The following is a 25,893-nucleotide window of genomic DNA, read 5'->3' on the forward strand; positions in this document are numbered from 1 at the left end:
CCATAAGAAAACCCCTGTCAGTTGGATGGGTGTCCAACTTTCAGGGGTCACTTCACGCGGCCAAGCCGCTGGGCGGTGTTTCAGTCGATTCGTTTTCCGCCGCCGGTGCATCGGGTCCCGCCGGCAACGGCGCGGTGTCCTGGGCGTGGACGGCCAAGGGGCCGACGGACGCGACACCGAGGGCAATGGCTATCGATCGGGAAAGATGGTTGGACATGCGGCAGACCTCCTTCTGCTCAGACGGCCACGACGGCTGATCCAATCATGGATCGTTCGCCTGCATGCCCACTTTGATACTCCGGATGAGGTAAAAAGTCGATTAGGTTGTTAATCGACTGTTGCAGGATTGCGACAAGCTGACGCTTCGGCCTTGCACGATGCCCACGGCCGCCACGGGACTGGTCAATCGGCGCCGTCCCGTCCGGGCCCGGCGGCCGACTCACGTGATCGCTCGTCGAGCACGTTGCACGAATCCCGAATCAGCCACGCACCAGCACGGCGCCGGGCGGCACGTGGTATTGCAGATCGCGGCAATTGCCCGGCGGCGGCTGGTCGCCCGGGCTGCGATCCGGGTACCAGATACGGCATTCTCCCGGCGGCGGCAGGTGTCCAGCCGGTATGCTTACCGCATCGAGCGACGTGTCACCTCCCGGGTGAATGACAACCGTGCGATGGTCGCCGCCCGGCCCCGTCACGGCGCAGCCTGCAAGAAACACCACTCCCACCAGGACGGCCCCTTTCAGGGCCGCACGGCTCGTTACGACTCGATTCATGGTTTCGTCTCCCGGTTTTCCGTGCGGGCAAAGTATTCCCGCGTGATGGCGAACACGGTGCCCGACAAGGCAATCAGGGCGATCAGGTTCGGAATCGCCATCAGGGCATTGAGGATGTCGGCGACCAGCCAGATCAGCTCCAGGTTGGCGATCGCGCCGAGGAACAGGGCCCCGACCCAGACGTAGCGGTACGGCTTGATCACCTTGACGCCGAACAGGTACTCGGCGCTGCGCTCGCCGTAGTAGCTCCAGGCCACGATGGTGGTGAAGGCAAACAGCACCAGGCCGGCGGTGACCACCCAGTTGCCGCCGCCCAGGTTCGCGGCGAAGGCCGCCGAGGTCAGTGCCGCGCCACTCTCGCCGGTCTCCCAGACACCGGAAAGCACGATCACCAACGCGGTCATGGTGCAGATGATGATGGTGTCGATGAAGGTGCCGAGCATCGCGATGGTGCCCTGGCGGACCGGGTCGTTGGTCTGGGCCGCGGCGTGCGCGATCGGCGCGGAGCCCAGGCCCGCCTCGTTGGAGAAGATGCCGCGGGCGACGCCGAAGCGGATCGCCGCCCAGACCGCCGCCCCGGCAAACCCGCCGGTGGCCGCCGTGCCGGTAAAGGCGTCACTGACGATTTGCCCCAGGGCCGCCGGCACGTCGGTGATGTTCAGCAGGATGATCACCAGCGCGAAGCCGACGTAGAGAATCGCCATCGACGGCACCAGGTATTCGGCCAGGTGCGCGATGCGACGGATACCACCGATGATCACCACGAACACCAGCGCGGCCAGCACCAGCCCGGTGGCCCAGTCGGGGATGGCGAGGTTGGACTCGAGCACGTCGGCCACGGAGTTGGCCTGCACGGTGTTGCCAATGCCGAAGGCGGCGATCATGGCGAACAGCGCGAAGGCCGCACCTAGCCATTTCCACTTCGCGCCCATGCCGTTCTTGATGTAGTACATCGGCCCGCCGACGTAGCGACCGCGTTCATCGACCTCACGATAGCGCACCGCCAGTACCGCCTCGGAATACTTGGTCGCCATACCGACCAGCGCGGTCAGCCACATCCAGAAGATCGCGCCGGGACCGCCCAGGGCAATGGCGGTGGCCACCCCGGCAATGTTGCCCGTGCCGATGGTCGCCGACAGCGCCGTGGCCAGTGCCTGGAAGGGCGTAATGTCACCGCGGTCGTCCTTGCCGGCGTGCCGACCAAGAAACAATTGGCGAAACCCGTAGCCGATCCGGCGAATCGGCATGCCGCGCAACCCGGCGGTGAGATACACCCCCGTGCCGAGCAACAGGGCCAGCATCACCGGCCCCCAGACGAATCCACTGATGCTGCCAAGAAACTCGGTCACTGCGTCCATCGTGTGTGCTCACTCCTGTCTGTGGTTCGTGCCGCCGGATTCGTAGCGGCGGGGCTTTAGCGTCAAACCCTACCCGCTTTTCGTGCCGGAATACCAGCCCAGCCCGCATATGACGCCCGATTGGGGCTTTTTGTAGCCGCGGCGCGTGCTAGTCTCGATCCAAACAGGCATGTCTTGTCCCCACGGATTCGAGAGGCACTCATGGCCGACGCGCCTACCCGGCTGGAAGCCGACCAACTCTACCGCCCCTGCCCGGCGAGTTCATTGCCGTTCGAGACGACCGCCGAACTCGATCCGCCGGCCGCCCCGCCCGGCCAGGAACGGGCACTCGAGGCCCTGTCGTTCGGCACCGCGATCGGCGACGGCGGCTTCAACCTCTACGCCCTCGGTGCGACGGGCAGCGGCAAGTACGCCGTGGTGCGCGATTTCCTCGACCGTCGCGCCCGGCGCGATGCGCCACCGCCCAGCTGGGCCTACGTCTTCAACTTCGACGATCCCGACAAGCCCCGGTTGCTGAAACTGCCTGCCCGGGCCGGGCGCGATCTGCAGTCGGATCTCAGCAATTTGATCGACGAATTTCGCACCGCCATTCCGGCGGTGTTCGAGAGCGACGAGTACCACAACCGCATCCAGGAACTGCGCGAAACTTACAAGCGTCGCCAGCACGAGGCGATTGCCGCCATCAGCAAGGAGGCCGAAAGCCAGCACGTGGCGATGGTTAGCACGCCGAACGGGTTCACCCTGGGCCCGTACCGTGACGGGAAAATCCTCGACCCGGACGCCTTCGGCAAGTTGCCCGAGGAAGAACAGAAGGCCTGGCAGGCGGCCATCGACGAACTCGAGGAAAAGCTCAAGGAGACCCTGCACCAGGTGCCGAAGTGGCAGAAGGAGGCAGGCGAACGGCTGCAGGCACTCAACGAGGAGATGCTGCGCGTGGCTGTGGGCCAGCAGCTCCAGAACCTCGAGGAGCGCTGGGCGCACCTGCTCGACGTGACCCGGTTCCTCCACGCCATTCGCGATGACATCATCTCGCACGTCAACGACCTCGAGGACGACAGCAGCACCGTCCCCGAAGAGATCCTCAACCAGTACCAGATCAACCTGATCGTCGACAACGCCGAGCTCCACGGCGCGCCGGTGATCTACGAGGACCTGCCCACCCACGCGCGGCTGATCGGGCGGATCGAGCACTACTTCCGGGAAGGCGCCCTGCTGACCGACTTCCGCCTGATTCGCGCCGGCGCCCTGCATCGTGCCAACGGCGGTTACCTGATCCTGCACGCCCGGCAGATACTGATGCAGCCCTTCGCCTGGGAAACCCTCAAGCGGGCGATCTACGGCAAGCAGGTGCGCATTGAATCGCTGGAACAGCTCTACGCGGTGTTCACCACGATCACGCTCGAGCCCGACCCGATCCCGCTGGACGTCAAGGTCGTGCTGATCGGCGATCGCCTGCTCTACTACCTGCTGGCCGAATACGATCCCGACTTTGCCAAGCTGTTCAAGGTGCAGGCAGACTTCGAGGACACGCTGCCCCGGCAGGCGGAAAACGAGCTCGACTACGCACGTACGCTGGCTGCCATTGCCCGACGTGACGGCCTGCGACCACTCGATCGCGGGGCGGTCGCCCGCAGTATCGAGCACGCCAGTCGCCTGGCCGACGATCGCGAGAAATTGGCCGCCGGCACCCGCCCACTGGCCGACTTGCTCGCCGAGGCGAACCACCTCGCGGCATCGAGCCATGCCGAACACATCAGCGCCCACCACGTCGAGGCGGCCATCCGACGCCAGGAGCACCGCGCCGAGCGCCTGCGCGAACGCGCCGTCGAGGCCATCCTGCGCGAGACATTGAACGTGCCGACCCAAGGTGAGCGAATCGGTGCGATCAACGGCCTGGCCGTCAGCGAGCTGGGCGGTTTCCGCTTCGGGCTGCCCACGCGCATCACGGCCACCGCCCGCCCGGGGCGCGGCCAGGTGGTCGACATCGAACGCGAGGCCAAGCTCGGCGGGAATATCCACGCCAAGGCGGTGATGATCCTGTCGCGGTATCTCGCCAGCCACTACGCGCCCGAAGGGGAGCTGTCCCTGTCGGCCAGCCTGGCCTTCGAACAGGTGTACGGCTCGATCGATGGCGACTCCGCCTCGGTGGCCGAGGTGGCCGCCCTGGTCTCGGCGATCGCCAAGGCACCCATCCGTCAGTCGCTGGCAGTGACCGGCTCGATCAACCAGCTGGGCGAAGTGCAGGCGATCGGCGGGGTCAACCAGAAGATCGAGGGCTTTTTCCGCATCTGCCGCGAGCGGGGACTGGATGGCTCGCACGGGGTGCTCATCCCGGCCAGCAATCTGCCACACCTGATGCTTGCCCAGGAGGTGCGCAGCGCAGTCGCCGCCGGGCGTTTCCAGATACACGCGATCAGCCACGTCGAACAGGCGCTGGCCCTGCTCACCGGTCTCGAACCGGGGCAGGCCGACGCCCACGGGGTGTTCCCCGCCGACAGCCTCAACCGCCGGGTGGTCGAGCGGTTGGCTCGCTTCGAGCGGGCGACCCGACACGATCGCGCCCGTCATCGCGAAGAACCGGACCGGGAAGGGACCGGACCGGGATGACCGAACCGCACGTCCTGCTGCTGATCGATGCCTCGCCGACCAGCCGGGCGGCGTTGGCCAGTGCCGCCCTGCTGGCACGGCATCACCATTGCCAGCTGATTGCACTATTCGTCGAAGATCAGGACCTGCTCGCCTCGGCGGATCATCCGTTCACCCGGGAGATCAGTGCCCTGTCGGGTGAATCCCGACCATTCGATCGCGAAATCCTGCTCACCCGCCTGGCACAACAACGCCGCCAGATTGAGATGCTTATGGCCTCGCTCGACCGGCAAGATCGGCTGGGATGGCGATTGGACGTGGTGAGCGGGCCGGTGACCGAGAGCATCCGGCGGGCCGTGCTCGGTGCCGAGTGGGTCGTGTTGGGCAAAACCGGGTGGTCGGCCTCACGTGGTGGCCGACTGGGTTCCACCGCGCGGCAAATCGTGGAAACCACCCGTAGTCGACTCTTGCTTTGGCAGGAGGACGCGTTCCCCACCTCGACGGCCATCGTTGCGCTGATCCACGCTTCGGGAGACTGCAGCCCGGTAATCGAGACCGCGTGCCTACTCGCCCTCGCTACCGACCGGATTGTTCGACTGCTTGTTTTGCCCGACTTCGAGCCGGCCGCGCTGCCGGCCCTGATCTCATGGCAGCAACAGAGTGAGCCCGAAGTGACGATCGAGCGACTTATGGGCCAAGGCATCGAGGCCCTGCGCGGCGCACTGAAGACTCAACCGGCCGGCGCCCTGGTGATAGACGACCCGGGCGCCCTCGCCCTCGGCATGCCGATGGCCGATCTCATCGCCGAAATCGATATACCCATCATCCGCGTTCCCCCGCCCGTATAACCTGCCTGACAGGCAAAAAAGGCGGTGACCCAACAAGGATCGACCGCCCGATCGCGTCCAACATCAATACCGTTAGTAGCTCAACGCCACCACGCCCTCCTGCGAGAGCAGCTCGAACAGAGTGTCAGGTTTGCCGAGTTCGACACCGTCGATCAGGTCATCGGCAGAGAGCCCGCCCTGCTTCATGCACATCGGACAGACAAGCACCCGGGCTCCGTTCTCGATTGCCATCTGGAGGGTCTCCTGCGCGGTTCGGCCCGTTGCCCCCAAGGTATCCTGCTTGCGATCCTTGGCAGCGAGGTAAACGCCGCGCACGTTGAGATACACGATCACGTCATGTCCCCGCTTGGCGGCGTTGTAAGCCTGCGCCGCGGCCATCCCTGCCGGCCAGACTTCGTCGGTCGTCAGGTTGTAGAGCAATGTATTGCCCTTGTCCGGAGCGGCAACGACATTGCCTGATCCGACCAGGGCAAGCGCGAGGAAAAGTGTGGTGAAAAGGCGCTTGAGCGTCGACATGGATTCTCTCCTCTCGAGGTTGGCTGATCTGACATGGAAAGTGTAGGCAACACATCAACGGACTTTCAGACCGCCGCCCGATATGGATGACAGGCGCAGGAAGAGGGTTGCCTACCCCGTGCATTGCCTCGCCAAGATCCACGGACCGGTGATCCGCACGCCGGTGACCAACTACCGACCGAGCCGAACGCGCTCTATAACCCTCACGGGGGTCCGGGGGCATGCTAGGATTCCGGGCCGTCTATTCGCCGTGCTTCACACGCGAATTATTCGGAACGATCCCGACCGCAGGAGACCCCATGACGTCCCGTCAACCTTTCGCCCGATCCCTCGTCTTGCTCGCCATCAGCGCGCTGCTGGCCGTGATGCTGAGTACGCCCGCCGAGGCCAAGCGCTTCGGTGGTGGCAAGAGCTTCGGCTTCCAGGGCCAGAAGAGCTCGCAGACCACCAACCAACGGCAGGTCACCACCGACCAGAAAGCCACCCGTAGCCCGGGCGCCGGTCTGGGCGGCATGTTCGCCGGGTTGGCCGCCGGCGGCCTGCTGGCGTGGATGTTCATGGGCGGTGCCTTCGAGGGATTCCAGCCGATGGACTTCCTCGTGATCCTGCTGCTGGCCGCCGGGGCGTTTCTCCTGATTCGTCACCTGCGCGGCGGTGCCATGGGTGCCCGGCCGGCGTATGCGGGCGCGTCCCGACCGGAGCGCATGGTCGACCAACCGCCCCATCAGGCCCGGGCATCGAACGAGACGCTCGGCGGCTCGAACCACGGCAAACCGGGGGTGCGCCCCGGCTCGCTGATGGACGAGTTCGGCTTTGGCGGCACGTCCGGCTACCAGCCTCCCAGCTGGTTTGACGAGACCCGCTTCCTTGGCGCGGCACGTACCCATTTCACCAACCTGCAACTGGCCTGGGACGCCAATCGCATGGACGAGATCCGCGAGTTCGTCACCCCGGAGCTGTTCCGTGAGCTGGTGCGCGAACGCGCTGCCCTGGGCGATGCCGAGAACGTCACCGACGTACTCGATCTCGACGTATCACTGGAAGAGTTGGGCGAGGAAGGCCGTGACCTCGTCGCCGCTGTGCGCTTTACCGGCCACGTACGTGAAGGCCGCGAGGCAACGGCCGAGTCGCTCGACGAGACCTGGCTGGTCAGTCGCAATCTCGACGACGAGAACGCCAACTGGCTGATCGCCGGGATTCGCCAGAACGGCTGATCGAGACCGGAGCCTGCCCGCCGCAAAAACGAACCCCGCGGATCGATCGATTCGCGGGGTTTTTCATTGTCCAGATAGCGTGGCTCGACGCGTGACCGTCAGGTGAAGAACGATTCCTGAGCCAGCGCCTTCATCACCTCGGTCAAATTGGCTTCGGCATTATCGACCACCGCCACCATGCTCGACATTCCGCACACCGTGCGCCGATCGCCATGCACAATCCAGCCGTTGGCCGGTGTCCAGCCGGGCTGGTTGACGAACAGGGCCAACTGGTCGGCATGACCCTGGGTCATGCGCTTGAAATCCAGCGCGAGACGCGTCAGCCGTCGGGCATCGGTGTCCGACAGCTCACCGTGTACCTGCCACGGCTCGCCGGATTCCTCGCGAAAATGCGCGACGGCCTGAACGCCCTTTAGATCGAGCAGTTGCTTGAGCATGACATCCTCCTCACCCCGCCAGGGCCTTATAGGCGGCGTCGAAGTCGGCCTTGTCGTTGGACAACACCACGCCCTGATGGCCGCGAGAAACCGCCGACCAATCAAGCCCGACGAAGGTGAAGCCTTGTACTGGGTAGAAACCCTTGACGTCGCTCATCCCTTCCCAGCCACGGGCCTGCATGGCGCCAATGGCCATGTTTGCCACGCAAAGATGACCGAGCAGATCGAGCGTATCTCGGTCGATCACTACATCGTCAGTGATCACCGCGTCCTCAAATCGACCTTCCTCATCGAACTGGAACGCCGCCACGGTGCCGGGCATCGAACTGAGTGTCTTGAGATCGGACATGGTCATTCCTCCTTTTTGGGACGGATCGCCCGCGGGCGTCAGTTCAGGAAATCGGGTGCGTCGGCTAGACGTTCTCGCATCATGCCGAGCACATTCCCCAAGGATCCCCGCTCGTTGTCGACCACGCAGTAGACGTTGGAGATCACACAGACACTGCGCGACTTGCCATGCATCACCCAGCCCTTGACCGGTTCGAAACCGCAACCACCCGCACTCGGCTGGCACACGCGGGAGAACATCGCCAGCATGTCACCCTCCATCCGTACCGCCGCGGCGTTTGACCGACACAGCGACGAGATCAATCGGGTGTCGGCTGCAGACAAACCGCCCTTGTGGTGATAGTACTGATCCCCCCGGTAGGCGAAGTCGCCCGCCGCCACGACCCCGGGTTGGTCCATCAGATCACTTACCAGACTCATTATGTCGCCCCTCTTCTGGACTCCGTACCAACCTTATAGACCGTTGAAGGCAAAAGGGCGCGCTTTGCAGATTCAATCTATTAATTTCAATGGGTTCTGGTTTATACGGAGAGCTTGCTTTTGGGTGAATCGCCGCCACACGTAGCGCCAAAATCGCCGCCGCCTGGCCATTTCGAGACCGTCGCCACCGAGTACGCCCGTCACCGCCCCACCTACCCGGAGGCATTGATCGAGTGGCTGGTGGGCAACTCGCCGGGTCGCGGCCTGGCCTGGGATTGTGGAACCGGCAATGGGCAGGTCGCGCGGTCGCTTGCCCCGCACATCGAGCAGGTGATCGCCACAGATCTCAGTGCCGCCCAACTGGCACAGGCCTCACCGCTCGCCGGGGTAACCTTCCGTCAGGCTCGCGCGGAGAACTCGGGGCTTGAACCGGCAAGCGTCGACCTGGTGGTGGTCGCCCAGGCATTGCACTGGTTTGACATCGATGCCTTTAATCGCGAAGCCAGCCGCGTGCTTCGCCCTGGTGGCCTCATGGCGCAGTGGTGCTACGGGCTGATGAAAACCGGCGTCACACCGATCGACGCCGAGGTCACCGCGTTCTACAAGAACATCGTCGGTCCATACTGGCCGGCTGAACGTCGCCACGTCGAAAACGGCTACCGTGACCTACCCTTCCCGTTTCAACGCATCCCGGCCAGGGCATTCTCGATGACCGCGGAATGGACACTGACGGACGTGATCGGCTACCTGCGGAGCTGGTCGGCCACGGCACGTCATATCCAAATGACCGGTGTCGATCCCGTCCCCGACCTGACCGATCGGCTCGTCCGTCTCTGGGGCGACTCTGAACGCACAAGACACGTGGAGTGGCCGCTCATGCTACGCGTCGGGCGAGCCAACTGTTTTTAGGGGATCCGCGGTATATCGCCAACACTCCGAGCTCAACGCGTGGACAGGATTGCCCGCAGTCGGGCCGCATCCCGCGGTGCCTGCGCCTCGGCATCGTTGTCGAAATAGGCATAGACATCCCGACCGTCGTCCAGCGCCCCCTGGAAACGCTGAGCCAACGACCGCAACTGCGCGTCGCTGTACCCACCCCGATACGGTCCATCTGTCCCGTGCCAGCGCAAGTAGACGAAATCCGCGGTCTCGATGAACGGGCTGGTCTCCCCGTCGAGATCGAACAGGCAAAACGCGGCCCCGTGCGTGGCCAACAGGTCGGTCACCGACGCATTCCACCAACTGGGATCGCGAAACTCGAAGGCGTAGCGATACCCACCGGGCAGTGCGTCGAGGAAGGCGGACAACCGCTCGACGTTGACGTGCCAGCGTGGCGGCAACTGGAACAGGATTGGTCCCAGCCGGTCGCCAAGCCGATCGATGCGCTCGAAGAACGTGGCGATGATGGATTGCGCATCCTTGAGCTTCTTCAGATGGGTGATGTAGCGGCTGGCCTTCACCGCGAAGCGAAAATCAGGGGGAACGGCATCCCGCCAGGCACCCAGCGTTTCGGGGCTGGGCAAGCGGTAGAAGGTGGCGTTGATCTCGACGCTGGAGAAGTGCCGGGCATAGAACGACAACCAGTCGGCCGGTGGCATTCCGGACGGGTAAAACGCCTCTCGCCAATGGGGGTAATTCCAACCGGAGGTGCCGATATAAAGCGCCACGCCTGGCCTCCTCGAGATCAAGACAACCGAGGTTAGACGATCGGTTCATTGGCTCAAATGAAACCGTGCTTTGAACAGACGATCCGGCCAAGAAAAACGCCCCATCCCCGGAACCGGGAATGAGGCGTGGTTCAGTTCGTCGCGGAGGCAATCAGCTCGCGAGTGCCTGGCCGGCCCCCTCGGCAATCACCCGATCACGTCCTCCCGACTTGGCGGCATACAGGCGAGAATCGGCCAGCTTCATGAGCGGCTCGGCGCTGGTCACGCGATCGTCGGCGGTGCACGCAACCCCAATGCTGGCCGTAACCGACAGCGTATGTCCGGCAATATCGACCTGGCTGTGTGCCAGCGCAAAGCGGATCCTCTCGGCCACTTCCTGACTGTCCTCGATATCCGAACCGGGCAGGATGGCAATGAACTCCTCGCCACCATAGCGCATCACCACATCGCCCTTGCGCAGCATGTCGCGAATCACACTTGCGGCCCGGACCAGCACCTTGTCGCCGGCCAGGTGCCCGTAGGTGTCGTTGAGACGCTTGAAATGATCCAGGTCGACAATGATCAACGACATCGGCGTCTGATTGCGCTGGATACGGGCCAGTTCCTCCTCGAGTCGCTTCATGCCGAAGCGGCGGTTGTACAGGCCGGTCAACGGATCCAGCGCCGCGACCCGTTGCAGGTCGTCGTGTAGCAACGCGTTGTTCAGCGCGAGACCCAATCCCTGGATCATCAGCGGCAACAGGCGTGTGGTCTTGTCGCTGAAGGGAGAGGCTGCTGCCAGCACCACCCAGCCGAGCAGCAGGCCATGGTGCTTGATCGGCAAGAGCAGCACGTCGCTGGGGGTGAAGTGCGAGAGCACCGCATCGACCTTGACCTCGGCCGGCAGATCGTAGCGTCGAATCACGGCCTGCTCGTGAGCCGCCTGCAAGGCCGGGCTCTTGAGGATCGCCTCGGGCTCGATCAGCCCGGTGGAGGCAGGGATGGTCCACTCGCCCTGCTTTTCCAGGATGATGGCGCCGCCATCGGCCTCGGAATGCTCGATCAACAACGACAAGGCCTGCTCGCTGAGATCGTGCAGGTCGAGCTGGCTCGAGAGGGTGTTGTTGAAGTTCTGGATGCGTTCCTCGACGCGATGGGCCGCGTGAAGCGCCTGCAACAGGGCGTTGTAACTGTCGGCCACGTCACCGAGCTCATCCTCGGCCTGCTCCTTGAGCTGGCAGACTGCCGGATCGCATTCCGACCAGTCCCCGGAATAGGTGGCCTGGTCCATTGCCGAGCGCACCTGCCGCATACGGCTGGTCAGCCGGCGCAGGCGCGGACGGACGATGCGACTGGCCAGCGCGAAGTTCAGCCCACCCACGATCAGGCCCGCGGCCAAGGTGGTGACGATGAAGCTCGGTGACAGGGCCAGATCGGCCGACACCCCCAGCTCCATGGCCACGAGCGGGAAGATGGCTCCGGTGAGGACCCCCAGGAAAACCATGCCCCAGGCCAACGCTCGAAATACGTGCTTCGATCGGTAGAAACTCATCCCTGTTTCCCTCGTTATATTCGATTCGGCGCGGAACATTAGCATGCCATGATGGATTAATAACCCTCTGGTCTGTACGGGAATTACACCGCCAAACGATCAGCCCCGCCCCACCGATTCACGGGGTGGTCTACCCTTGCCGGCATCCGAATCGAAGCATCAACCGACAGCGCAATCCGTCATTCGACACGCATAATCCACCACACCGAGGTAATCGCATGAGCAAGGTTCTCGTTCTCTACTACTCCATGTACGGCCACATCGAGACCATGACGCAGGCGGTGGCCAACGGCGCCGCCGAGATCGACGGCACCGACGTCACCATCAAGCGCGTGCCGGAACTCATGGACGAGGAGACGGCAAAGAAGGCCGGGGCCAAGCTCGACCAGTTCGCCCCGATTGCCAGTCCGAAAGAGCTGGGTGACTACGATGCCGTGATCATCGGCACGCCGACGCGCTTCGGCAACATGGCCGCGCAGATGCGCAACTTCCTCGACCAGACCGGCAGTCTTTGGGCGGAAGGAAAGCTGATCGGCAAGGTCGGCAGTGTGTTCACCTCGACCGGCACTGGCGCGGGCAACGAGACCACCATCACCTCCACCTGGAACACGCTGGCCCATCTGGGGATGGTGATCGTCGGCACGCCCTACGGCATCCCCGAGATGTTCGACATCTCCGAGCCGCGCGGTGGCGGCCCCTACGGCGCCGGTACGCTGGCAGCCGGCGACGGCAGCCGTCAGCCCAGCGAGATGGAGCTGACCATTGCCCGCTATCAGGGCCGGCATGTCGCAGAGATTACTAAGAAACTGGCAGGCTAGCTCCCCGGCCGATCAGGCAGACGTGCGAACGAAACGGCTGAGGTGGAACGCGCAAAGCTTCACTTCTTCCGGCGACAATTGACCGGCACTGTTGCCGATGAACGCCGGCAGGGCCTTGGGGTTCAACACCCAGACATCACTCCGCTTCGCCTCAGCGGTCGGCTCGATATACCAACCGGGAAAGACCACGACCGGACGAATGGGGAACCGTCGCCCGGTCGACTCTTCAAGCACACCGGTCAACCAATGTTTCGCGGCTCTTACCTGAATGATGGGCGCATCCGTTGCGGGTGCGCCTTTCTTTTTGATGGTCGAGCCGTCGAACAGCAGCCGTGCCTCGCCCCGATCCGGCTTGGACCAGGTCTTGGTTTCGATCACATAGATGCCACTAAGATGGATGACCACGTGATCGAGGTTGAAATTCGGCCCCGGAATGTCATGGAACACGCGAGCGCCGGACTCGCGTAGCGACTCAAGGAACTGGCCGACGGCCCGCTCACCATCTAGTCCCTGCCTCATCCGACCTGCCTTCTTAAGAGCCCGCCGAATCTTCCAAACAGCAACACCAACGCCTAGGACCGCAATCGCCGTGGCTACCCCAGGGGCTGGGGGTATGTCGCGCAACTCACGCCACCATTCATGAGCTGCGAAAAGAACGAGAAATAAAGCGGCTGCGAAATATACAAGTGCCTCATCCCACAGCACGTCCTGGATTTGTCGTTCCAACGACTGACCCGGATTGTGCAGAGGCTTGTCCTTGATAGGTGATCTCATGGGTTCCTTTACCACCTCTGAAAAAACGAAAGATCGGGAAACGGCTGGGAATCCGCCATTGCAGCATATCGCAATCAAAAAGGCCTGCCGGCGATACCACCACGTGGCCAGTGAGCTCCCCTCACGGCAACGATCGACCTTCGGGTCGATCTGGCCTTTAATGACATGACCGGCAACGCCACGACGTTGATCAGGAGACACCGTGTCGCATCTCGCACCGACGAAGCTATCCGCTGAATTGCCGCTACTGTTCGGCGGGGACGTGATGCTCGGGCGCGGTATCGACCAGATCATGGCTTCGCCCTCCGACCCCGTGCTCTACGAGGACTACGTCCGGGACGCGCGCGAGTATGTCCGGCTGGCCGAGCGGGCCAATGGCCCCGTGGCGCGAGATGCCGATGCCGATTATGTCTGGGGGGCGGCACTCGGCACGCTTGCCGACCCGTCCCGACGGCGCATCCTCAACCTCGAGACCGCGATCACCACCAGCGACACGCCATGGCCGGGCAAGGGCATCCACTACCGCATGCAACCGGCCAATATCGGCTGCCTGACGGCCATCGCGCCTGACTGCCTGGTGCTGGGCAACAACCACGTGCTCGACTGGGGACGTACGGGGCTGATCGAAACCATCGAGACCCTCGAGGCCGCCGGCATCCCGTTCGTCGGCGCCGGTCGGGACCGGCACGAAGCCGAGCGCCCGGCCATCCTGCCCGGGGCGGGAGGTAACCGGCTGCTGGTATTCGCCGCCGGGCACGGCGACAGCGGCATCCCGGCCGACTGGGCGGCCAACGAGTCGAGTGCCGGCGTTCACTACCTGCCCGACCTCGACGAGACAGCCGTCGACCGGCTGGGCGAGCTCATCGACTCCCATCGCCAACCGGGTGACACGGTGGTGTTTTCGATCCACTGGGGCAGCAACTGGGGCTACCAGATCCCCAAGACGCACCGGCGGTTTGCCCATGCATTGGTCGACGAGGCGAACGTCGACCTGGTCCACGGCCACTCCTCGCACCACCCGCGTGCGTTCGAAGTACACCACGATCGCCTGATCCTTTACGGCTGCGGCGATCTGATCAATGACTACGAGGGCATCGGCGAGACCACCCCGTATCGATCCGATCTGGCCCTGCTCTATCGGCCGACCCTGTGCCGGGGGCGCCTGCAGCGCCTCGAACTCGATCCGTTCGTGATCCGCCAGTTGCAGTTGCAGGCCTGCTCACCACCGGAGCGGGACTGGCTGCTGGGCGTGATCGACCGGCAGGCGCAACGCTTTGGTGCGCGGGTCACCGATACCGGCAACACCCTCTCCTGCCGCTGGAGCGACTAGTCCGACTCGCGATCAATCCCGCAGCACGGCGTGGCCGTGTCGACGTCCTGCAGGATCGCGCCGGTGATCGGGTTGGGACGGTAGGTGGTGCAACCTTTAAGCCCCAGTTCGAAGGCTCGCTGGTAGATGGCCTCGAAATCGGTGAACGGCATCGATTCCGGAACATTGATGGTCTTGGAGATCGCGCTGTCGACATACGGCTGCAACGCGGCCTGCATCGCCAGATGCGCCTCGGGCAGCAGGGCCTCGGCCTCAACGAACGTGTCCGGCGCCTGGCCGTGCGGATGCCCGGCACGCCATTGCTGCCAGGCGCGGTCCTCGAGGCGAAACGACTCGCGCGTGCCGTCGCCGGTGAGCACCGAGCGGCACACCTCACGGCGAAAGATCGGCTCGACACCGGATGACACGTTTCCCGCCAGCAGGCTGATGGTGCCGGTGGGAGCGATCGCCGTCAGGTGGCTGTTGCGGATGCCATCGCGGGCAATCCCGGCGCGGATGTCGCCCGGCAGCCTGCGGACAAACGGCCGATCGAGAAAACGAGCGACCTCGAAGTACGCAAACGGCCGCTTCTCCCGCGCCAGCTCAATCGAGGCGCGATAGGCCGCGTGCGTGATCGATTGCATGATCGTGCCGGCCTGTTCCCGCGCCTCGGGACTGTCGTAATGCAGCCCCAGCATGATCAGCGCATCGGCCAGTCCCGTGACACCCAGGCCGATCCGCCGGCTGCCGCGTGCCTGCTCGGCCTGCGCGGGCAACGGGAACGACGAGGCATCGATCACGTTGTCGAGAAAACGCACCGCCAGGCGAGCGGTCGCCTCCAGCCCGTCGTAGTCCAGCGTCGCCCGCGACGTGAACGCATCGCTCACGAAGCGCGTCAGGTTGATCGAGCCGAGATCACAAGCCCCGTAGGGCGGCAGCGGGATCTCGCCGCAGGGATTGGTGGCCGAGATACCTTCACGATCGCCCAGATTGTTCCACTGGTTGATCCGGTCGATGAACAGCACACCCGGCTCGGCGTGATCGTAGGTCGCCCGCATGATGTGCTCCCAGAGCTCGCGGGCGCGCACCCGGCGGAGCACCCGGCAGACGACCGGCTCGTCGAACCCGGGCCAATCGCGCCGAACCGTTTCGCCCGTGCCCTCCCCGCTCGTACCCTCCAGCGCGGCGGCCGGGAAGACCAGCGGCCAATCCGCATCGGCGTGTACCGCGGCCATGAAGGCATCGCTGACCAGCACCGAGCAGTTGAAATGCGTCAGTTCCCCGGAACGATGCTTGGCATCGACAAACGATTCGATATCCGGGTGATCGACCCGCAGGGTGGCCATCATCGCCCCGCGCCGGGCGCCGGTGGAGAGAATGGTGGCGCACATGCTGTCCCAGATACGCATGAACGAGACCGGTCCCGAGGCGATCGTGCCGGCGTGCCGCGCCGCCGTGCCGGCCGGGCGCAGGGTGGAGAAGTCGTAGCCGACGCCGCCGCCCTGCTGCATGGTGATCGCGCCTTCCTTGAGCGCCTCGAAGATCCCGTCCATGGAGTCCTCGATCGGGCCCATGACAAAGCAGTTGAATAGCGTCACCTGGCGATTGGTGCCGGCCCCGGCGAGGATGCGGCCGCCCGGCAGGAATCGAAAATCAGCCAGCAGATCGGCAAACCGCCGCTCCCAGACCGCGGGCTCGGCTTCGACCGTCGCCAGCGCCCGTGCCACGCGTTGCCACGTGGCCTCGATGCCCGGCTCGTCGGCATAGCGATAACGGGTCGCCCAGATGTGCCGAGCGATGTCGGTGTCGAAGACCTGCGCCGTCATGGGTTACCTAGGCCGGGATCAGCCAGCGTGTGAACCACTCGGCCGCCAGCCGCGCGGCCTGGAACAAGGTGCCCGGCTCCTCGAACAGGTGCGTGGCCCCCGGCACAATGGCTAGTTCGGTGGTCGCCTGCATGCGATCGCGGGCCATCTGGTTGAGTTCGATCACCTGGGTATCCGCCCCACCGACAATCAGCAGGGTCGGAGCGACCACGCGAGGCAGTGCCTCGCCTGCCAGATCCGGTCGACCGCCCCGCGAGACCACCGCCCGAATCGAGTCGGGCAGCTGCGCGGCGGCCTTCAACGCGGCGGCCGCCCCGGTGCTGGCACCAAAATACCCCTGCGGCAGCTCGGCCAGCTCGGGTTGTTCGGCCACCCACGCGGATGCCTGCGCAAGCCGGTCGGCCAGCCGATCGATGTCGAAGCGATTCTCGTAGACCTCATCCTCTGACTCGCTCAGCAGATCGAACAGCAGCGTGGCCAGTCCCACCTCGCGCAGCTGGCGTGCGACGAACTGATTGCGCGAGCTGTGTCGGCTACTGCCGCTGCCATGGGCGAACAACACCAACCCTCGAGGCTTGGCCGGCAACCCGAGTATGCCCTCATGAATCGCCCCGCCGAGCCGCATCTCGACGTTCTGTTCCGTATCAGCGTTCATTGCCCACCTCCCGGCCGGTGGCCTCCTGCAGCATGGCGATGACCTCGTGGTCAGTCACCTGCGGGAAACTGTCGTAGTAGGCGCCGACCGCCCCCAGGTACTGATCGGTGATGTCCAGCGCCACCAACTCGTCGGCCTCCCGTTCCAGTTGCGCGGCCGTCGAGGCCGGGACCACCGGGATGGCGACCACCACCCGGGCCGGCTCGCGCGCGTCGGCATCGCGAATGGCCGCTCGCATCGTCAGCCCGGTGGCAATCCCGTCATCCACGATGATGGCAAGTTTGCCGGTGACCGACGGCGCATCCGCCCGCCCGTAAAGCGCCCGGCGCCGGGAGGCCTCCACCCGCTCGCGCGATTCGGCGTCCGCGAGCCAGTTCGGATCGATGGCAGCCTCCTCGCGCGGGTTGCAGACCCGCGCGCCCTGCTCGGGCACAGCGCAGATGGCGTATTCCGGTTGCATCGGGTGACCGATCTTGCGCGGAATCAACACGTCCAACGGCATATCCAGATAGCGCGCCACTTCCAGGCCGAGGGATACCCCGCCCCGGGGGAGCGCGTAGACCACACCGGGCTGGCCCCGGAAGCGTTCCAGGGCCTCGGCCAACTGGCGGCCGGCCTCACGTCGATCGGCGAATCGCATGACACCCTCCCAAGACATCCTGCGTGGAGGACCCACTCACCGGGTCTGACATGACTATAGCCATTCAGCAGAAGAACGCTGTTTTTTAATGGGGATTTTTATCGGCCAAACAGTAGGTTGCGAACGATAACAGGGTGATTGGCTGTGCTATGTTTTATGGTGGAACGCCGGTTAGTTAGTCGCGCCACACTTACCCCAACGTCGTTAGTCGAGGTCTTATCGATTAGGGGAGCCATTGTGGCCAGCCGCGTTCCGGGACATCCACGTCAGTGGGTGATCAGCAATACGGGGAACCAACCGAGCGCGTCATTGCAGATGCCCGCTCGGCGTTCCCCGATCGGGCCGTCTGAGAAAGTCGCGTGTCGCTGCATCCCGGATACCAACGCTATTCCGAGTAATGAGTTGGCCCGCGGGTTTACCGCGGCCCAGGCCTTCAACCCGAACAAGGAGGAGAAGCGCCATGATCAGGAAACGATTGTTACGAGAACTGACCGCCTGCGGTCTTGCCGCGACCATGCTGACCGCTGCCCCAGCGGTACTGGCCGATGACGACAAGCAGCGACGCGGCATGTATGGCCCGGGAATGATGGACGGCTCCGGCCCCTACGGACCCGGATATGGCCCCGCTTACGGGATGCAGGGTGGCGCACCGTGTGCCCCCGGTACCGGCTATGGCCCCGGCATGATGGGTCCGGGTTATGGCGGTGGCTACGGCCCAGGCATGATGCAGCCGGGTTACGGCCCCGGGATGATGGGTCAGGGCATGATGGGCCCTGGTGGCGGCTACGGGCCGATGATGAACGGCTCCGGATCGGGCTGGGCCGGCCAACCCCTTTCCGAAAAGCAGGCCGAACGGGTCCGCGAGCTCCAGCGGGAAGAGCAGAAGGAAAACTGGGAGCGCATGCAGCAAATGCAGGATCGCCAACGCGAACTCCAACGCATGCAGCTTGCCGATGAGCCCGACTACGACGCGATCAAGGAAAAATCACGGGAGATCAGCGAGCTCCAGCAGGAAATGGCCGAGGAACGCATCGAGATGCAAAAGCGCATGCGCGAGGCCCTGGATCAGGACTGACCGTCGCCCCTGATCCGACACGAAACCAAGAAGGCCGCCCACGATGGGGCGGCCTTTCTCTTTGTCGCTAGCGACTGGCACGGGATGCCGTGTCATGCCATCAATCGTTCAACCGTCGTCGGCGCTCCTCGAACTCCTCGTGGTCGATCTCGCCGCGCGCATATCGTTCCTTGAGTATGTCCAGTGCCGTGCGCCGACCGTCACGCGGCTCGGATGGCCGCTGCTGGCCGGAGGAAAGCAGCCACTTGATCAACGCGACAATGCCGATGATCAGCAGCACCCAGAAAAGCACCATCAGCACCCAGCCTGCGCCGTACATGCCGCCATGCGGCATCCAGCCATAACCCCAGTCGTACATGCCTTGCCTCCGTGGAGTTCAGGAATGGTCCCGCCACTTGGGCGATTATCAGAAACCGTAACCCAGCAACCCCAGCACCCCGATCGTGATCAGGTAGATCGCGACGATGTAGTTGAGCAGTTTGGGAACGATCAGGATCGCGATGCCCGCGACCAGCGAGATCAGGGGAACAAACTCGATATGGAAGGTCATACCTTTCTCCTTGCCTTGTCGTCAGTGTGACAACCGTAAACCACGACATCGATCGTGCCGCGCCCGGCAGGTGTTGTCCACCGGCCTGGTCGACACATTACAGGGCGCCCTCGTCACGAAGAACCTCGGCAAGGCGCTCGGCCATGGCTCGATAGCCCTCGGCATTCAGGTGCACCGCATCGGCCTTGTATCCCGGACGACGCAGCAGGCTGGCAACCAGATCATCCACGAGCACCACCCCGTGTTCCTCCGCCAGCGAGTCGTAAAGGGGAGCGGACTGCGAGAACAGGGACTTCTCCGGCACGCCGACGAGCACCACGGCAACACCCTTGGCCTGGGCCTGGTTGATCATCCGGGCGAGGTTGCGCTTGGCCTCGGCCAGATCCTGGTTGCGCAGCACGTCATTGCCGCCCATTAGCAGGATCAACAGGTCGGGCGCATGGGTCTCGAGTGCCTCCGGCAGACGCGTCACGCCATCGGCCGTGGTCTCACCGGCCACACCGGCGTTGACCACTGTCCAACCCGTAAGCCGGGCGAGCTGCTCGGGATAGGCCGCGCCGTCCGGTGCGCCCACCCCCTCGGTCAGGCTATCGCCAAACGCCAGGATGGTTGCATCACGCGGCAACGGCTCGAGCGCCGGCTCGCCGCAGCCAACCAGCGCCAGCACGACAATGGCCAAAAGCCAGCGGCGTGATCGTCCGAATCCGTTCATCAATCGCTTGCCGCCTCCTTCCGCGCGGCATGTTTCTCGTCGAGCATCGCCCGGTCCGCCTCGATCACGGCCGACTCGATATCCTGGCGCGGATTGCGCGCCGACCAGCCCACCGACGCCTCGATGCCGGCCTCGGCCAGTGCCCCGCGGATCTTGTTCTCGATGCGCCAACCGGCGTCGGCGCCACTTTCCATGCAAAGCACGGCGAACTCATCCCCGCCGATCCGCGCCACGGCATCGGTGTCGCGCATGGCCGCACGCAGCGCTTGCCCGGCGCGCACCAGCAGATCGTCACCGACTTCGTGGCCCTGCCTGTCGTTGACCTCCTTGAGGCGATCCAGGTCGATGATGACTACCGTTGCCGGGCTGCCATAACGCCTTGCACGACGCTCCTCGATCTCCACCCGTTCGTTCCAGCCGCGACGGTTGAGCAGCCCGGTGAGCGGATCGAGGCTTGCCTCCTCCCGCACGGCCTGGAGCGTTCGCGCCAACTCCACACCGTGCAACTCGGCCTCGAGGATGCTGCCCAGCAACCGGGCGAACAGGTGAAAAAGGGGCAATTCGGCATTTAGTGCCTCCGGCTGCGGGTCGGGGTCGATCGCGCACAGGGTGCCGAACAACTCGCCGTTCGCCCGCATCACCGGCACCCCCACGTACGCCCCGATCGGGACCTGACGACCGATCGGGGCGTCTCGATAGCTCGACACCTCGGCGGCGCGTGGCGCCGACTGCGGACCCTTTCCCACCACCATCAGCGAGCAGAACGAATCCGCCCAGCGCATGACGTCGCCGTCCGTCACCGCGTATTGATTCCCTTCGGCCTGGAGCACGATCCAGTCCTCGCCCTCGGTGCGGGTCATCATCCAAAGCCCCAGGCCGGTGCGTTCGCTCAAGTGGGCCAGCACGGCCCGACAGGCAGTGTCGAAATCCTCGTAAGGCAGGACATCAGCGGATTTGTCGGTCATCGTTCGAGACCCTCACCTCTGGGACGGGGTCGATGGCTCACCGACCGTGTCGAATCCCGAGTGTAGTGGTCAAGCATACACCTCGCGCGAGCCCGCGCATGCGGCTTTGTGGGGCGTGGCACGCCCGGCACGAAACCGATGCCGCCCTGCCCCGGCGCGTCACTTGTGACCTGGCGTAACGTCGTCGACGTGCCAGTGGGCACGTCACGACATCGGGATGCCGGGCGGTATGAGATTCGTGCATACCTCGTTTACCGTATGGCAACCATAAGGGATCGCAATTCCTCCCGGTTCCTGCTGATGGTAGACTCGCCGCCATTCGACCTTTCCTGATACTTGATTATGGCTCGCGCCAAGGTCCCCGCTCGATGATCGAACTTCGGACGTACGTCTTTATCGACTCGCTCCAGCCCCAGTTGGCGGAGTACTTGGCGACGGCGTCCCAGGGCTTTTTGCCGGTCCCGGGCGATGCCTGCTTGTGGGTCGAGGTCTCGCCGGGGATGGCCGTCCACCGACTGACCGACATCGCGCTCAAGGCCTCCAGCGTGCGCCTGGCGCAGCAGGTAGTCGAGCGGGCCTTCGGCTCGATGGTCATCCACCACCGCGTGCAGAGCGACGTGGTCCAGGCCGGCAACACGGTGCTCGAGTACCTCGGCCGCGAGCAGACCGAGCGCCAGCCCTGCGAGATCGCCTGGCAGGAGATCATCCGCGGCATGACGCCGGACCACACGGTACTGATCAACCGCCAGAACCGCCGCGGCAACATGATCCTGCCCGACCAGAGCATGTTCATCCTCGAGGTCGAGCCGGCCGGTTACGTCGTCTACGCCGCCAACCAGGCGGAAAAGGCGGCCAATATCTCGCTGATCGACGTACGGGCCGTCGGCAAGTACGGCCGCCTGACGATTGCCGGCACCGAGGGCAACGTCGACGAGGCCGCCCGCGCGGCCATCGCCGCGGTCAAGAACCCCGCCATGACCTAGGGGCGCCGACTCATGCATCGCTGCGACCTGCTTGACCAACTCGCCCGCTACGACACGCGCTACCTCGACGAGGCCGCCTTCGTCCAGCGCGCGCGGCAGTTCGTTGCCACGCACCCCGACACCTTCTACCGCGAGCATCTGCCGGCGCACGTCTCGGCGTCCACCTGGGTGGTCAATCCCTCGCGTACCGCGGTGCTCCTGATGCACCACAAGAAGCTCGACTGCTGGCTGCAGCCCGGCGGGCATGCCGACGGCGACACCGACATGCGCGCCGTGGCCTTCAAGGAGTGCGTCGAGGAGACGGGTGTATCGCCCGAGCATGTCCGGCTGGTCGGTGACGAGATCTTCGATGTCGACATCCACGCCACCCAGGAGCCGCACCCGGACGCGATGCCCCACCACCACATCGATATCCGTTACCTGGTGGAAGTGGATGACAACGTCCCCGCGCCGGGCAATGAAGAATCCTTCGAGGTGCGCTGGGTGCCCGTCTCCATGGTCACGCGGCTGAACAACAGCCGCTCGACCCTGCGCATGGTCGACAAGACACGCAAGATGCGCTGATCCCCCACTGGCACGACACCAGTCGGCACAAAAAAGCCCGGATCCAATGGATCCGGGCTTTCTCGTCATGGGGTCGCACTGGGCGGCCCGAAGAAGGCCGTTAGCTTGCCTTAGCGAGGCCGCGAGCGTGGTCCACCGCGTCGTCGAACACCGTGGTCTCGTAGAGGGTCTCCATGTCGCCCGGCACCGTCATGCGTCCGTTGGTCGATCCCTTGCGGGGTCGCCGTGCGGGCCGCTGCACCAGATACATGCCGTCGGTGGCCTGTTCAACCAGGATGTTGCCGTTGCGGTAGAAACCGCGTTCCGCGTCCATCTTCTCTGCCATGAGCATCACACCTTTGTCGTGATCAGGCCGTACCGCAAAAGGCGGCCGACCGTGGTGAGTGACAGCCCCGGAACACTCCGAGGCGCCCACTGGTCCACTGTAGGCCACTCGTCACCGCTGTGTCATGGAAAAATATCGAAGCAAACCGAGCCCCGATTCTCGCAGCATTCGTTCTCGACGAACGACGGCCACAGGCGGGCACAGGCCCCGGGCCGTGATTTCGAAGTTGTCGAACAAGGTATGTATGCGGCCCACCATTGATCGGTGCTGCCGAAAATGACATCGACGCCCGGAATCCCTACAATGGCGGGCTTCTTGAGGGCTTTCCCGCTGAACTTCCAGACATCATTTCTGGCAGGATTTCCCGGCCCCATCGAATCGTGACGGAGACCGATCAGTGACCAGAAGCAACCGCCCGCGCATCAGCGGCACCCGCTTTCTCAGCGCCGACGATGCGCCGAACTCACGCCTGAGCCTGGGCTCGTCCCACCGCGATGCCTACCGCTCAGTCACCGGCACCGGCAGCCATTACGACGCGATCGACGTGCCCGCCAACGAGAGCTGCGTGATCTGCGCCCCGGCGACGCGCCGCCTGGCCGAAGACCTGTTCAACCAGTGGAACGCCGCCCTGCAGACCGGTGACGCCGCCAAGGTCACGGCACTGTACGCCGAGGACGGCGTGCTGCTGCCCACTGTCTCCAATGTGCCGCGCACCAGCCACGCCGAAATCCAGGACTACTTCGAGCACTTCCTGGAGAAGGACCCGGTCGGCACCATCAACACGCGCAACGTGAAGCTTGGCTGCAACAAGCTGACCGACGCCGGCACCTACACCTTTCGCGTCACCGACGGGGACGAGACCCGCGACGTCCCGGCCCGCTACACCTTCGTCTACGAGAACCGCGACGGCCGCTGGCTGATCGTGCATCACCACTCCTCGATGATGCCGACCGACTGATCAGCGCGATCGCAACGATCAAACCAAAACGCCCGCCAATTTGGCGGGCGTTTTTTCAGGTCGCAACGAACCGGTTGGCCAAGCGCCCTACAGGGCCTTGCGAATCCGCTGGAATCCGGTCACGCCCGCCAGCACGATCGCCCCGGCGACCAGCCCCACGATCCCGTTGAACAACATCGGGACCAGCAGCCCGGCCAGACCCTCGAAACCGGGATCAATCCATTCGAGCAGATGGTGCAGGAACGGCAGGCCGTGGACCAGGATGCCACCACCGACCAGGAACATGGCGACCATGCCGACAACCGACAGCCCGCGCATGAACTTCGGTGCCGCCACCAGGATGCCGCGCCCGACCGCTTCTTTGAAGCGTCCCCAGGCATCGCCTCCGGCACCCTTCACCATCGCCAGCCCCCAGTCATCGAAGCGCACGATCCCCGCGACCAGCCCGTAGACGCCCACGGTGGCCACCAGCGCCACCAGTGACACCACCACGGTCTGCGTCCATATGCCTGCCGCGCTCGCCGCGCCCAGCGCGATCACGATGATCTCGGCCGAGAGGATGAAATCGGTGCGGATCGCACCCTTGATCTGCGCTTTCTCCGCCTGCTTCATGTCCTTTTTCCCGTCGACGGCGGCCTCGAGCACCTCCCTGCGGTGCGCCTCGTCTTCCTCGGGACTGTGCAGCCACTTGTGGGCGATCTTCTCCGCGCCCTCAAAACACAGGAACAGCCCGCCGAGCATCAGCAGCGGGGTGATAAGCCACGGCAGGAAGGCACTGATCAGCAAGGCCGACGGCACCAGGATCAGCTTGTTGAGGAACGAACCCTTGGCCACTGCCCAGACCACCGGCAACTCGCGGCTCGCGCCGGCACCGCTGACCTGCTGGGCATTGAGCGCCAGGTCGTCACCGAGCACGCCGGCCGTGTTCTTGGCGGCGACCTTGGAGTAGACGGCGACATCGTCGAGTAGCGTGGCGATGTCGTCGAGCAGTGCGAGCAGCCCGGCTGTGGCCATGGTTCGATTTCCCTACTAGTTCTCGTGAAAAAATCCCGTTCGATCCGTCACGCAGTGTGGCACAGGCGCACCGGCTAACGTCCGACGGGTCGGTGCGCCCACTGCGCACCCAAGGCATGCGAAGATAACGCCCCTCGCCCCACACGCGGTTCTTTTGGCAACGTAAGCGGCAATGAATTCCTACCAACGCAAGGCAGCCAACCTGATCGCCGTGGTGAGCATCGCGCTTGCCATCGTCGCGGCTAGCGGCGCGTGGCTGATCGTGCCGGGGGATGGCGCGCTGACGGCCGCCCTGTTCGCCGCGCTGGCGGCGATCGCCTGCGGAGCGATGATCTACCCGATGGTGGTGCGCCTGAACAACGAGCAAGACCGCCAGTCGCGCCACCTGCTGAGCTCCCACGTCGCCCTGCTCGAGGCCATGGGCAAGGCGGTAGCCAAGCGCGACTCGGACACGGGCGATCACAACTACCGCGTCACCGACATCGCCATGGCCATCGGCGAGCGCATGGGCCTGGGCAAGGCGGCGATGCGCGCCCTGCTCTCCGGCGCCCTGCTCCACGACGTCGGCAAGATCGGCGTGCCGGATCGCATCCTGCTCAAGCCCGGCCGGCTCGACGACCACGAGATGGCGCTGATGCGCTCACATGTCCCACAGGGCGAGGACATCGTCGACGGCATCCCCTCGCTCGAGGAGGCCCGCGATGTGATCGCCTGTCACCACGAGAAATGGGACGGCAGCGGTTATCCGCGCGGGCTGGCCGGCGAGGCCATCCCGCTCGGTGCCCGCATCTTCGCCGTCGCCGACGTCTTCGACACACTGTGCTCGCCGCGCCCCTACAAGGAGGCCATGTCCTTCGAGACGGCCTGGGGCATCATCCGCGACGATGCCGGCAGCCACTTCGACCCCAAGGTGGTCGAGGCCTTCCGTCCCATCGCCCGCCGCCTTTACGAACTGCACTTCAACGGTGACGCCCGGCGCTCACGTGAACTGCTCGAGCGCCAGATCCGCAAGTACTTCTTCTAGGGA

The 25,893-nt window shown here is 64.5% G+C and carries 30 protein-coding genes; 12 read left to right on the forward strand and 18 right to left on the reverse strand.

The features are described 5' to 3' along the window. Window positions 1-257: hypothetical protein (locus tag D5687_RS11375; protein WP_204742158.1), on the forward strand; the 257-nt coding region annotated here is incomplete at its 5' end. 222 nt (window positions 258-479) lie between these two features. Here the strand turns inward: D5687_RS11375 and D5687_RS06700 are convergent. Both D5687_RS06700 and D5687_RS06705 read right to left on the reverse strand, forming a co-directional pair. Beyond that, window positions 480-773, reverse strand: a complete 294-nt coding sequence (locus D5687_RS06700) for a hypothetical protein (protein WP_125199005.1) — start codon at window positions 771-773, stop codon at window positions 480-482. Next, window positions 770-2,131 carry a sodium:alanine symporter family protein gene (locus tag D5687_RS06705; RefSeq protein ID WP_125199006.1) on the reverse strand — a complete coding sequence of 454 codons (1,362 nt, stop codon included), beginning with the start codon at window positions 2,129-2,131 and terminating at the stop codon, window positions 770-772. Before D5687_RS06705 ends, D5687_RS06700 begins: the two co-directional genes overlap by 4 nt. A 201-nt stretch (window positions 2,132-2,332) precedes the next feature. Here D5687_RS06705 and D5687_RS06710 point away from each other — a divergent pair, with 201 nt between their 5' ends. Both D5687_RS06710 and D5687_RS06715 read left to right on the forward strand, forming a co-directional pair. Next, on the forward strand, window positions 2,333-4,738 hold the full coding sequence (locus D5687_RS06710) for a Lon protease family protein (protein ID WP_125199007.1): 2,406 nt from the start codon (window positions 2,333-2,335) through the stop codon (window positions 4,736-4,738). Continuing rightward, window positions 4,735-5,565, forward strand: coding sequence for a universal stress protein (locus tag D5687_RS06715; protein WP_125199008.1), 831 nt, complete (start codon window positions 4,735-4,737; stop codon window positions 5,563-5,565). Before D5687_RS06710 ends, D5687_RS06715 begins: the two co-directional genes overlap by 4 nt. 72 nt (window positions 5,566-5,637) lie before the next feature. Here the strand turns inward: D5687_RS06715 and D5687_RS06720 are convergent, their stop codons facing one another. Continuing rightward, entirely contained in the window at window positions 5,638-6,081 is a 444-nt protein-coding gene (locus D5687_RS06720) for a DsrE family protein (RefSeq protein ID WP_125199009.1), read from the reverse strand. 299 nt (window positions 6,082-6,380) lie between these two features. On the opposite strand from D5687_RS06720, the gene D5687_RS06725 reads away from it, so the two are divergent. Then, window positions 6,381-7,295, forward strand: a complete 915-nt coding sequence (locus D5687_RS06725) for a Tim44 domain-containing protein (protein ID WP_158611794.1) — start codon at window positions 6,381-6,383, stop codon at window positions 7,293-7,295. Window positions 7,296-7,393: 98 nt separating this feature from the next. Here the strand turns inward: D5687_RS06725 and D5687_RS06730 are convergent, their stop codons facing one another. The 3 genes from D5687_RS06730 to D5687_RS06740 are packed head-to-tail and all read right to left on the reverse strand — an operon-like array spanning window position 7,394 to window position 8,500. Beyond that, a complete protein-coding gene (locus D5687_RS06730; RefSeq protein ID WP_125199011.1) occupies window positions 7,394-7,732 on the reverse strand; it encodes a DUF2173 family protein in 339 nt (112 codons plus the stop codon). A 10-nt stretch (window positions 7,733-7,742) separates the two neighbouring features. Continuing rightward, window positions 7,743-8,081 carry a DUF2173 family protein gene (locus D5687_RS06735; RefSeq protein WP_125199012.1) on the reverse strand — a complete coding sequence of 113 codons (339 nt, stop codon included), beginning with the start codon at window positions 8,079-8,081 and terminating at the stop codon, window positions 7,743-7,745. A gap of 38 nt (window positions 8,082-8,119) precedes the next feature. After that, the gene (locus D5687_RS06740) at window positions 8,120-8,500 is read right to left on the reverse strand and encodes a DUF2173 family protein (protein ID WP_125199013.1); all 381 of its coding nucleotides are present in this window, start codon (window positions 8,498-8,500) and stop codon (window positions 8,120-8,122) included. Between the two features lie 120 nt (window positions 8,501-8,620). Here D5687_RS06740 and D5687_RS06745 point away from each other — a divergent pair, with 120 nt between their 5' ends. After that, the gene (locus D5687_RS06745) at window positions 8,621-9,409 is read left to right on the forward strand and encodes a class I SAM-dependent methyltransferase (RefSeq protein WP_125199014.1); all 789 of its coding nucleotides are present in this window, start codon (window positions 8,621-8,623) and stop codon (window positions 9,407-9,409) included. A gap of 32 nt (window positions 9,410-9,441) precedes the next feature. On the opposite strand, the gene D5687_RS06750 is transcribed toward D5687_RS06745, so the two are convergent. Together D5687_RS06750 and D5687_RS06755 are read right to left on the reverse strand one after the other, a co-directional pair. After that, window positions 9,442-10,167 carry a DUF72 domain-containing protein gene (locus tag D5687_RS06750; RefSeq protein ID WP_240031445.1) on the reverse strand — a complete coding sequence of 242 codons (726 nt, stop codon included), beginning with the start codon at window positions 10,165-10,167 and terminating at the stop codon, window positions 9,442-9,444. A gap of 151 nt (window positions 10,168-10,318) precedes the next feature. Beyond that, the gene (locus D5687_RS06755; protein WP_125199015.1) at window positions 10,319-11,698 is read right to left on the reverse strand and encodes a diguanylate cyclase; all 1,380 of its coding nucleotides are present in this window, start codon (window positions 11,696-11,698) and stop codon (window positions 10,319-10,321) included. 218 nt (window positions 11,699-11,916) lie between these two features. Here D5687_RS06755 and wrbA point away from each other — a divergent pair, with 218 nt between their 5' ends. Then, entirely contained in the window at window positions 11,917-12,516 is a 600-nt protein-coding gene (gene wrbA, locus D5687_RS06760; RefSeq protein ID WP_125199016.1) for an NAD(P)H:quinone oxidoreductase, read from the forward strand. 12 nt (window positions 12,517-12,528) lie between these two features. Here the strand turns inward: wrbA and D5687_RS06765 are convergent, their stop codons facing one another. Next, window positions 12,529-13,491, reverse strand: a complete 963-nt coding sequence (locus tag D5687_RS06765) for a nuclease-related domain-containing protein (RefSeq protein ID WP_240031446.1) — start codon at window positions 13,489-13,491, stop codon at window positions 12,529-12,531. Between the two features lies 1 nt (window position 13,492). On the opposite strand from D5687_RS06765, the gene D5687_RS06770 reads away from it, so the two are divergent. After that, window positions 13,493-14,620: a CapA family protein gene (locus D5687_RS06770; RefSeq protein WP_240031447.1), complete on the forward strand. Its 1,128-nt coding sequence runs from the start codon at window positions 13,493-13,495 to the stop codon at window positions 14,618-14,620. On the opposite strand, the gene D5687_RS06775 is transcribed toward D5687_RS06770, so the two are convergent. From D5687_RS06775 to D5687_RS06785, 3 genes are read right to left on the reverse strand one after another with little or no spacing between them, the layout of a single operon-like run. Then, complete coding sequence (locus D5687_RS06775) at window positions 14,617-16,425, reverse strand: adenosylcobalamin-dependent ribonucleoside-diphosphate reductase (RefSeq protein WP_125199017.1); 1,809 nt, start codon at window positions 16,423-16,425, stop codon at window positions 14,617-14,619. The genes D5687_RS06770 and D5687_RS06775 overlap by 4 nt on opposite strands. Before the next feature lie 7 nt (window positions 16,426-16,432). Beyond that, complete coding sequence (locus D5687_RS06780; protein WP_125199018.1) at window positions 16,433-17,080, reverse strand: dienelactone hydrolase family protein; 648 nt, start codon at window positions 17,078-17,080, stop codon at window positions 16,433-16,435. Next, on the reverse strand, window positions 17,070-17,720 hold the full coding sequence (locus D5687_RS06785) for a phosphoribosyltransferase (protein WP_125199019.1): 651 nt from the start codon (window positions 17,718-17,720) through the stop codon (window positions 17,070-17,072). Before D5687_RS06785 ends, D5687_RS06780 begins: the two co-directional genes overlap by 11 nt. A 460-nt stretch (window positions 17,721-18,180) precedes the next feature. Between D5687_RS06785 and D5687_RS06790 the strand changes: the two genes are divergently transcribed. After that, a complete protein-coding gene (locus tag D5687_RS06790; RefSeq protein ID WP_158611795.1) occupies window positions 18,181-18,795 on the forward strand; it encodes a Spy/CpxP family protein refolding chaperone in 615 nt (204 codons plus the stop codon). Window positions 18,796-18,895: 100 nt separating this feature from the next. On the opposite strand, the gene D5687_RS06795 is transcribed toward D5687_RS06790, so the two are convergent. The 4 genes from D5687_RS06795 to D5687_RS06810 all read right to left on the reverse strand — a co-directional run bounded on the left by D5687_RS06795 (window position 18,896) and on the right by D5687_RS06810 (window position 21,022). Further along, a complete protein-coding gene (locus D5687_RS06795; protein WP_125199021.1) occupies window positions 18,896-19,153 on the reverse strand; it encodes an SHOCT domain-containing protein in 258 nt (85 codons plus the stop codon). Between the two features lie 48 nt (window positions 19,154-19,201). Continuing rightward, window positions 19,202-19,345: a DUF3096 domain-containing protein gene (locus D5687_RS06800; protein WP_125199022.1), complete on the reverse strand. Its 144-nt coding sequence runs from the start codon at window positions 19,343-19,345 to the stop codon at window positions 19,202-19,204. Between the two features lie 97 nt (window positions 19,346-19,442). Beyond that, window positions 19,443-20,057 (reverse strand): arylesterase, encoded by a 615-nt coding sequence (locus tag D5687_RS06805; RefSeq protein WP_125199023.1) that lies wholly within the window; start codon window positions 20,055-20,057, stop codon window positions 19,443-19,445. Next, window positions 20,057-21,022: a sensor domain-containing diguanylate cyclase gene (locus D5687_RS06810; RefSeq protein ID WP_125199024.1), complete on the reverse strand. Its 966-nt coding sequence runs from the start codon at window positions 21,020-21,022 to the stop codon at window positions 20,057-20,059. Before D5687_RS06810 ends, D5687_RS06805 begins: the two co-directional genes overlap by 1 nt. Before the next feature lie 368 nt (window positions 21,023-21,390). Between D5687_RS06810 and D5687_RS06815 the strand changes: the two genes are divergently transcribed. Both D5687_RS06815 and D5687_RS06820 read left to right on the forward strand, forming a co-directional pair. Next, the gene (locus D5687_RS06815) at window positions 21,391-22,005 is read left to right on the forward strand and encodes a BMC domain-containing protein (RefSeq protein WP_125199025.1); all 615 of its coding nucleotides are present in this window, start codon (window positions 21,391-21,393) and stop codon (window positions 22,003-22,005) included. Between the two features lie 12 nt (window positions 22,006-22,017). Further along, window positions 22,018-22,569: an NUDIX hydrolase gene (locus tag D5687_RS06820; RefSeq protein WP_125199026.1), complete on the forward strand. Its 552-nt coding sequence runs from the start codon at window positions 22,018-22,020 to the stop codon at window positions 22,567-22,569. A gap of 100 nt (window positions 22,570-22,669) precedes the next feature. Here the strand turns inward: D5687_RS06820 and D5687_RS06825 are convergent, their stop codons facing one another. Beyond that, the gene (locus tag D5687_RS06825) at window positions 22,670-22,894 is read right to left on the reverse strand and encodes a hypothetical protein (protein WP_125199027.1); all 225 of its coding nucleotides are present in this window, start codon (window positions 22,892-22,894) and stop codon (window positions 22,670-22,672) included. Between the two features lie 397 nt (window positions 22,895-23,291). On the opposite strand from D5687_RS06825, the gene D5687_RS06830 reads away from it, so the two are divergent. Beyond that, window positions 23,292-23,852: an SgcJ/EcaC family oxidoreductase gene (locus tag D5687_RS06830; protein WP_125199028.1), complete on the forward strand. Its 561-nt coding sequence runs from the start codon at window positions 23,292-23,294 to the stop codon at window positions 23,850-23,852. A gap of 87 nt (window positions 23,853-23,939) precedes the next feature. On the opposite strand, the gene D5687_RS06835 is transcribed toward D5687_RS06830, so the two are convergent. Then, entirely contained in the window at window positions 23,940-24,866 is a 927-nt protein-coding gene (locus D5687_RS06835) for a DUF808 domain-containing protein (RefSeq protein ID WP_125199029.1), read from the reverse strand. Between the two features lie 172 nt (window positions 24,867-25,038). Here D5687_RS06835 and D5687_RS06840 point away from each other — a divergent pair, with 172 nt between their 5' ends. Next, window positions 25,039-25,890, forward strand: coding sequence for an HD-GYP domain-containing protein (locus tag D5687_RS06840; protein ID WP_125199030.1), 852 nt, complete (start codon window positions 25,039-25,041; stop codon window positions 25,888-25,890). The last annotated feature ends 3 nt before the right edge of the window (window positions 25,891-25,893 follow it).

This window comes from Guyparkeria sp. SCN-R1 (genome assembly GCF_003932495.1).
In the GTDB taxonomy this organism is placed as follows: domain Bacteria; phylum Pseudomonadota; class Gammaproteobacteria; order Halothiobacillales; family Halothiobacillaceae; genus Guyparkeria.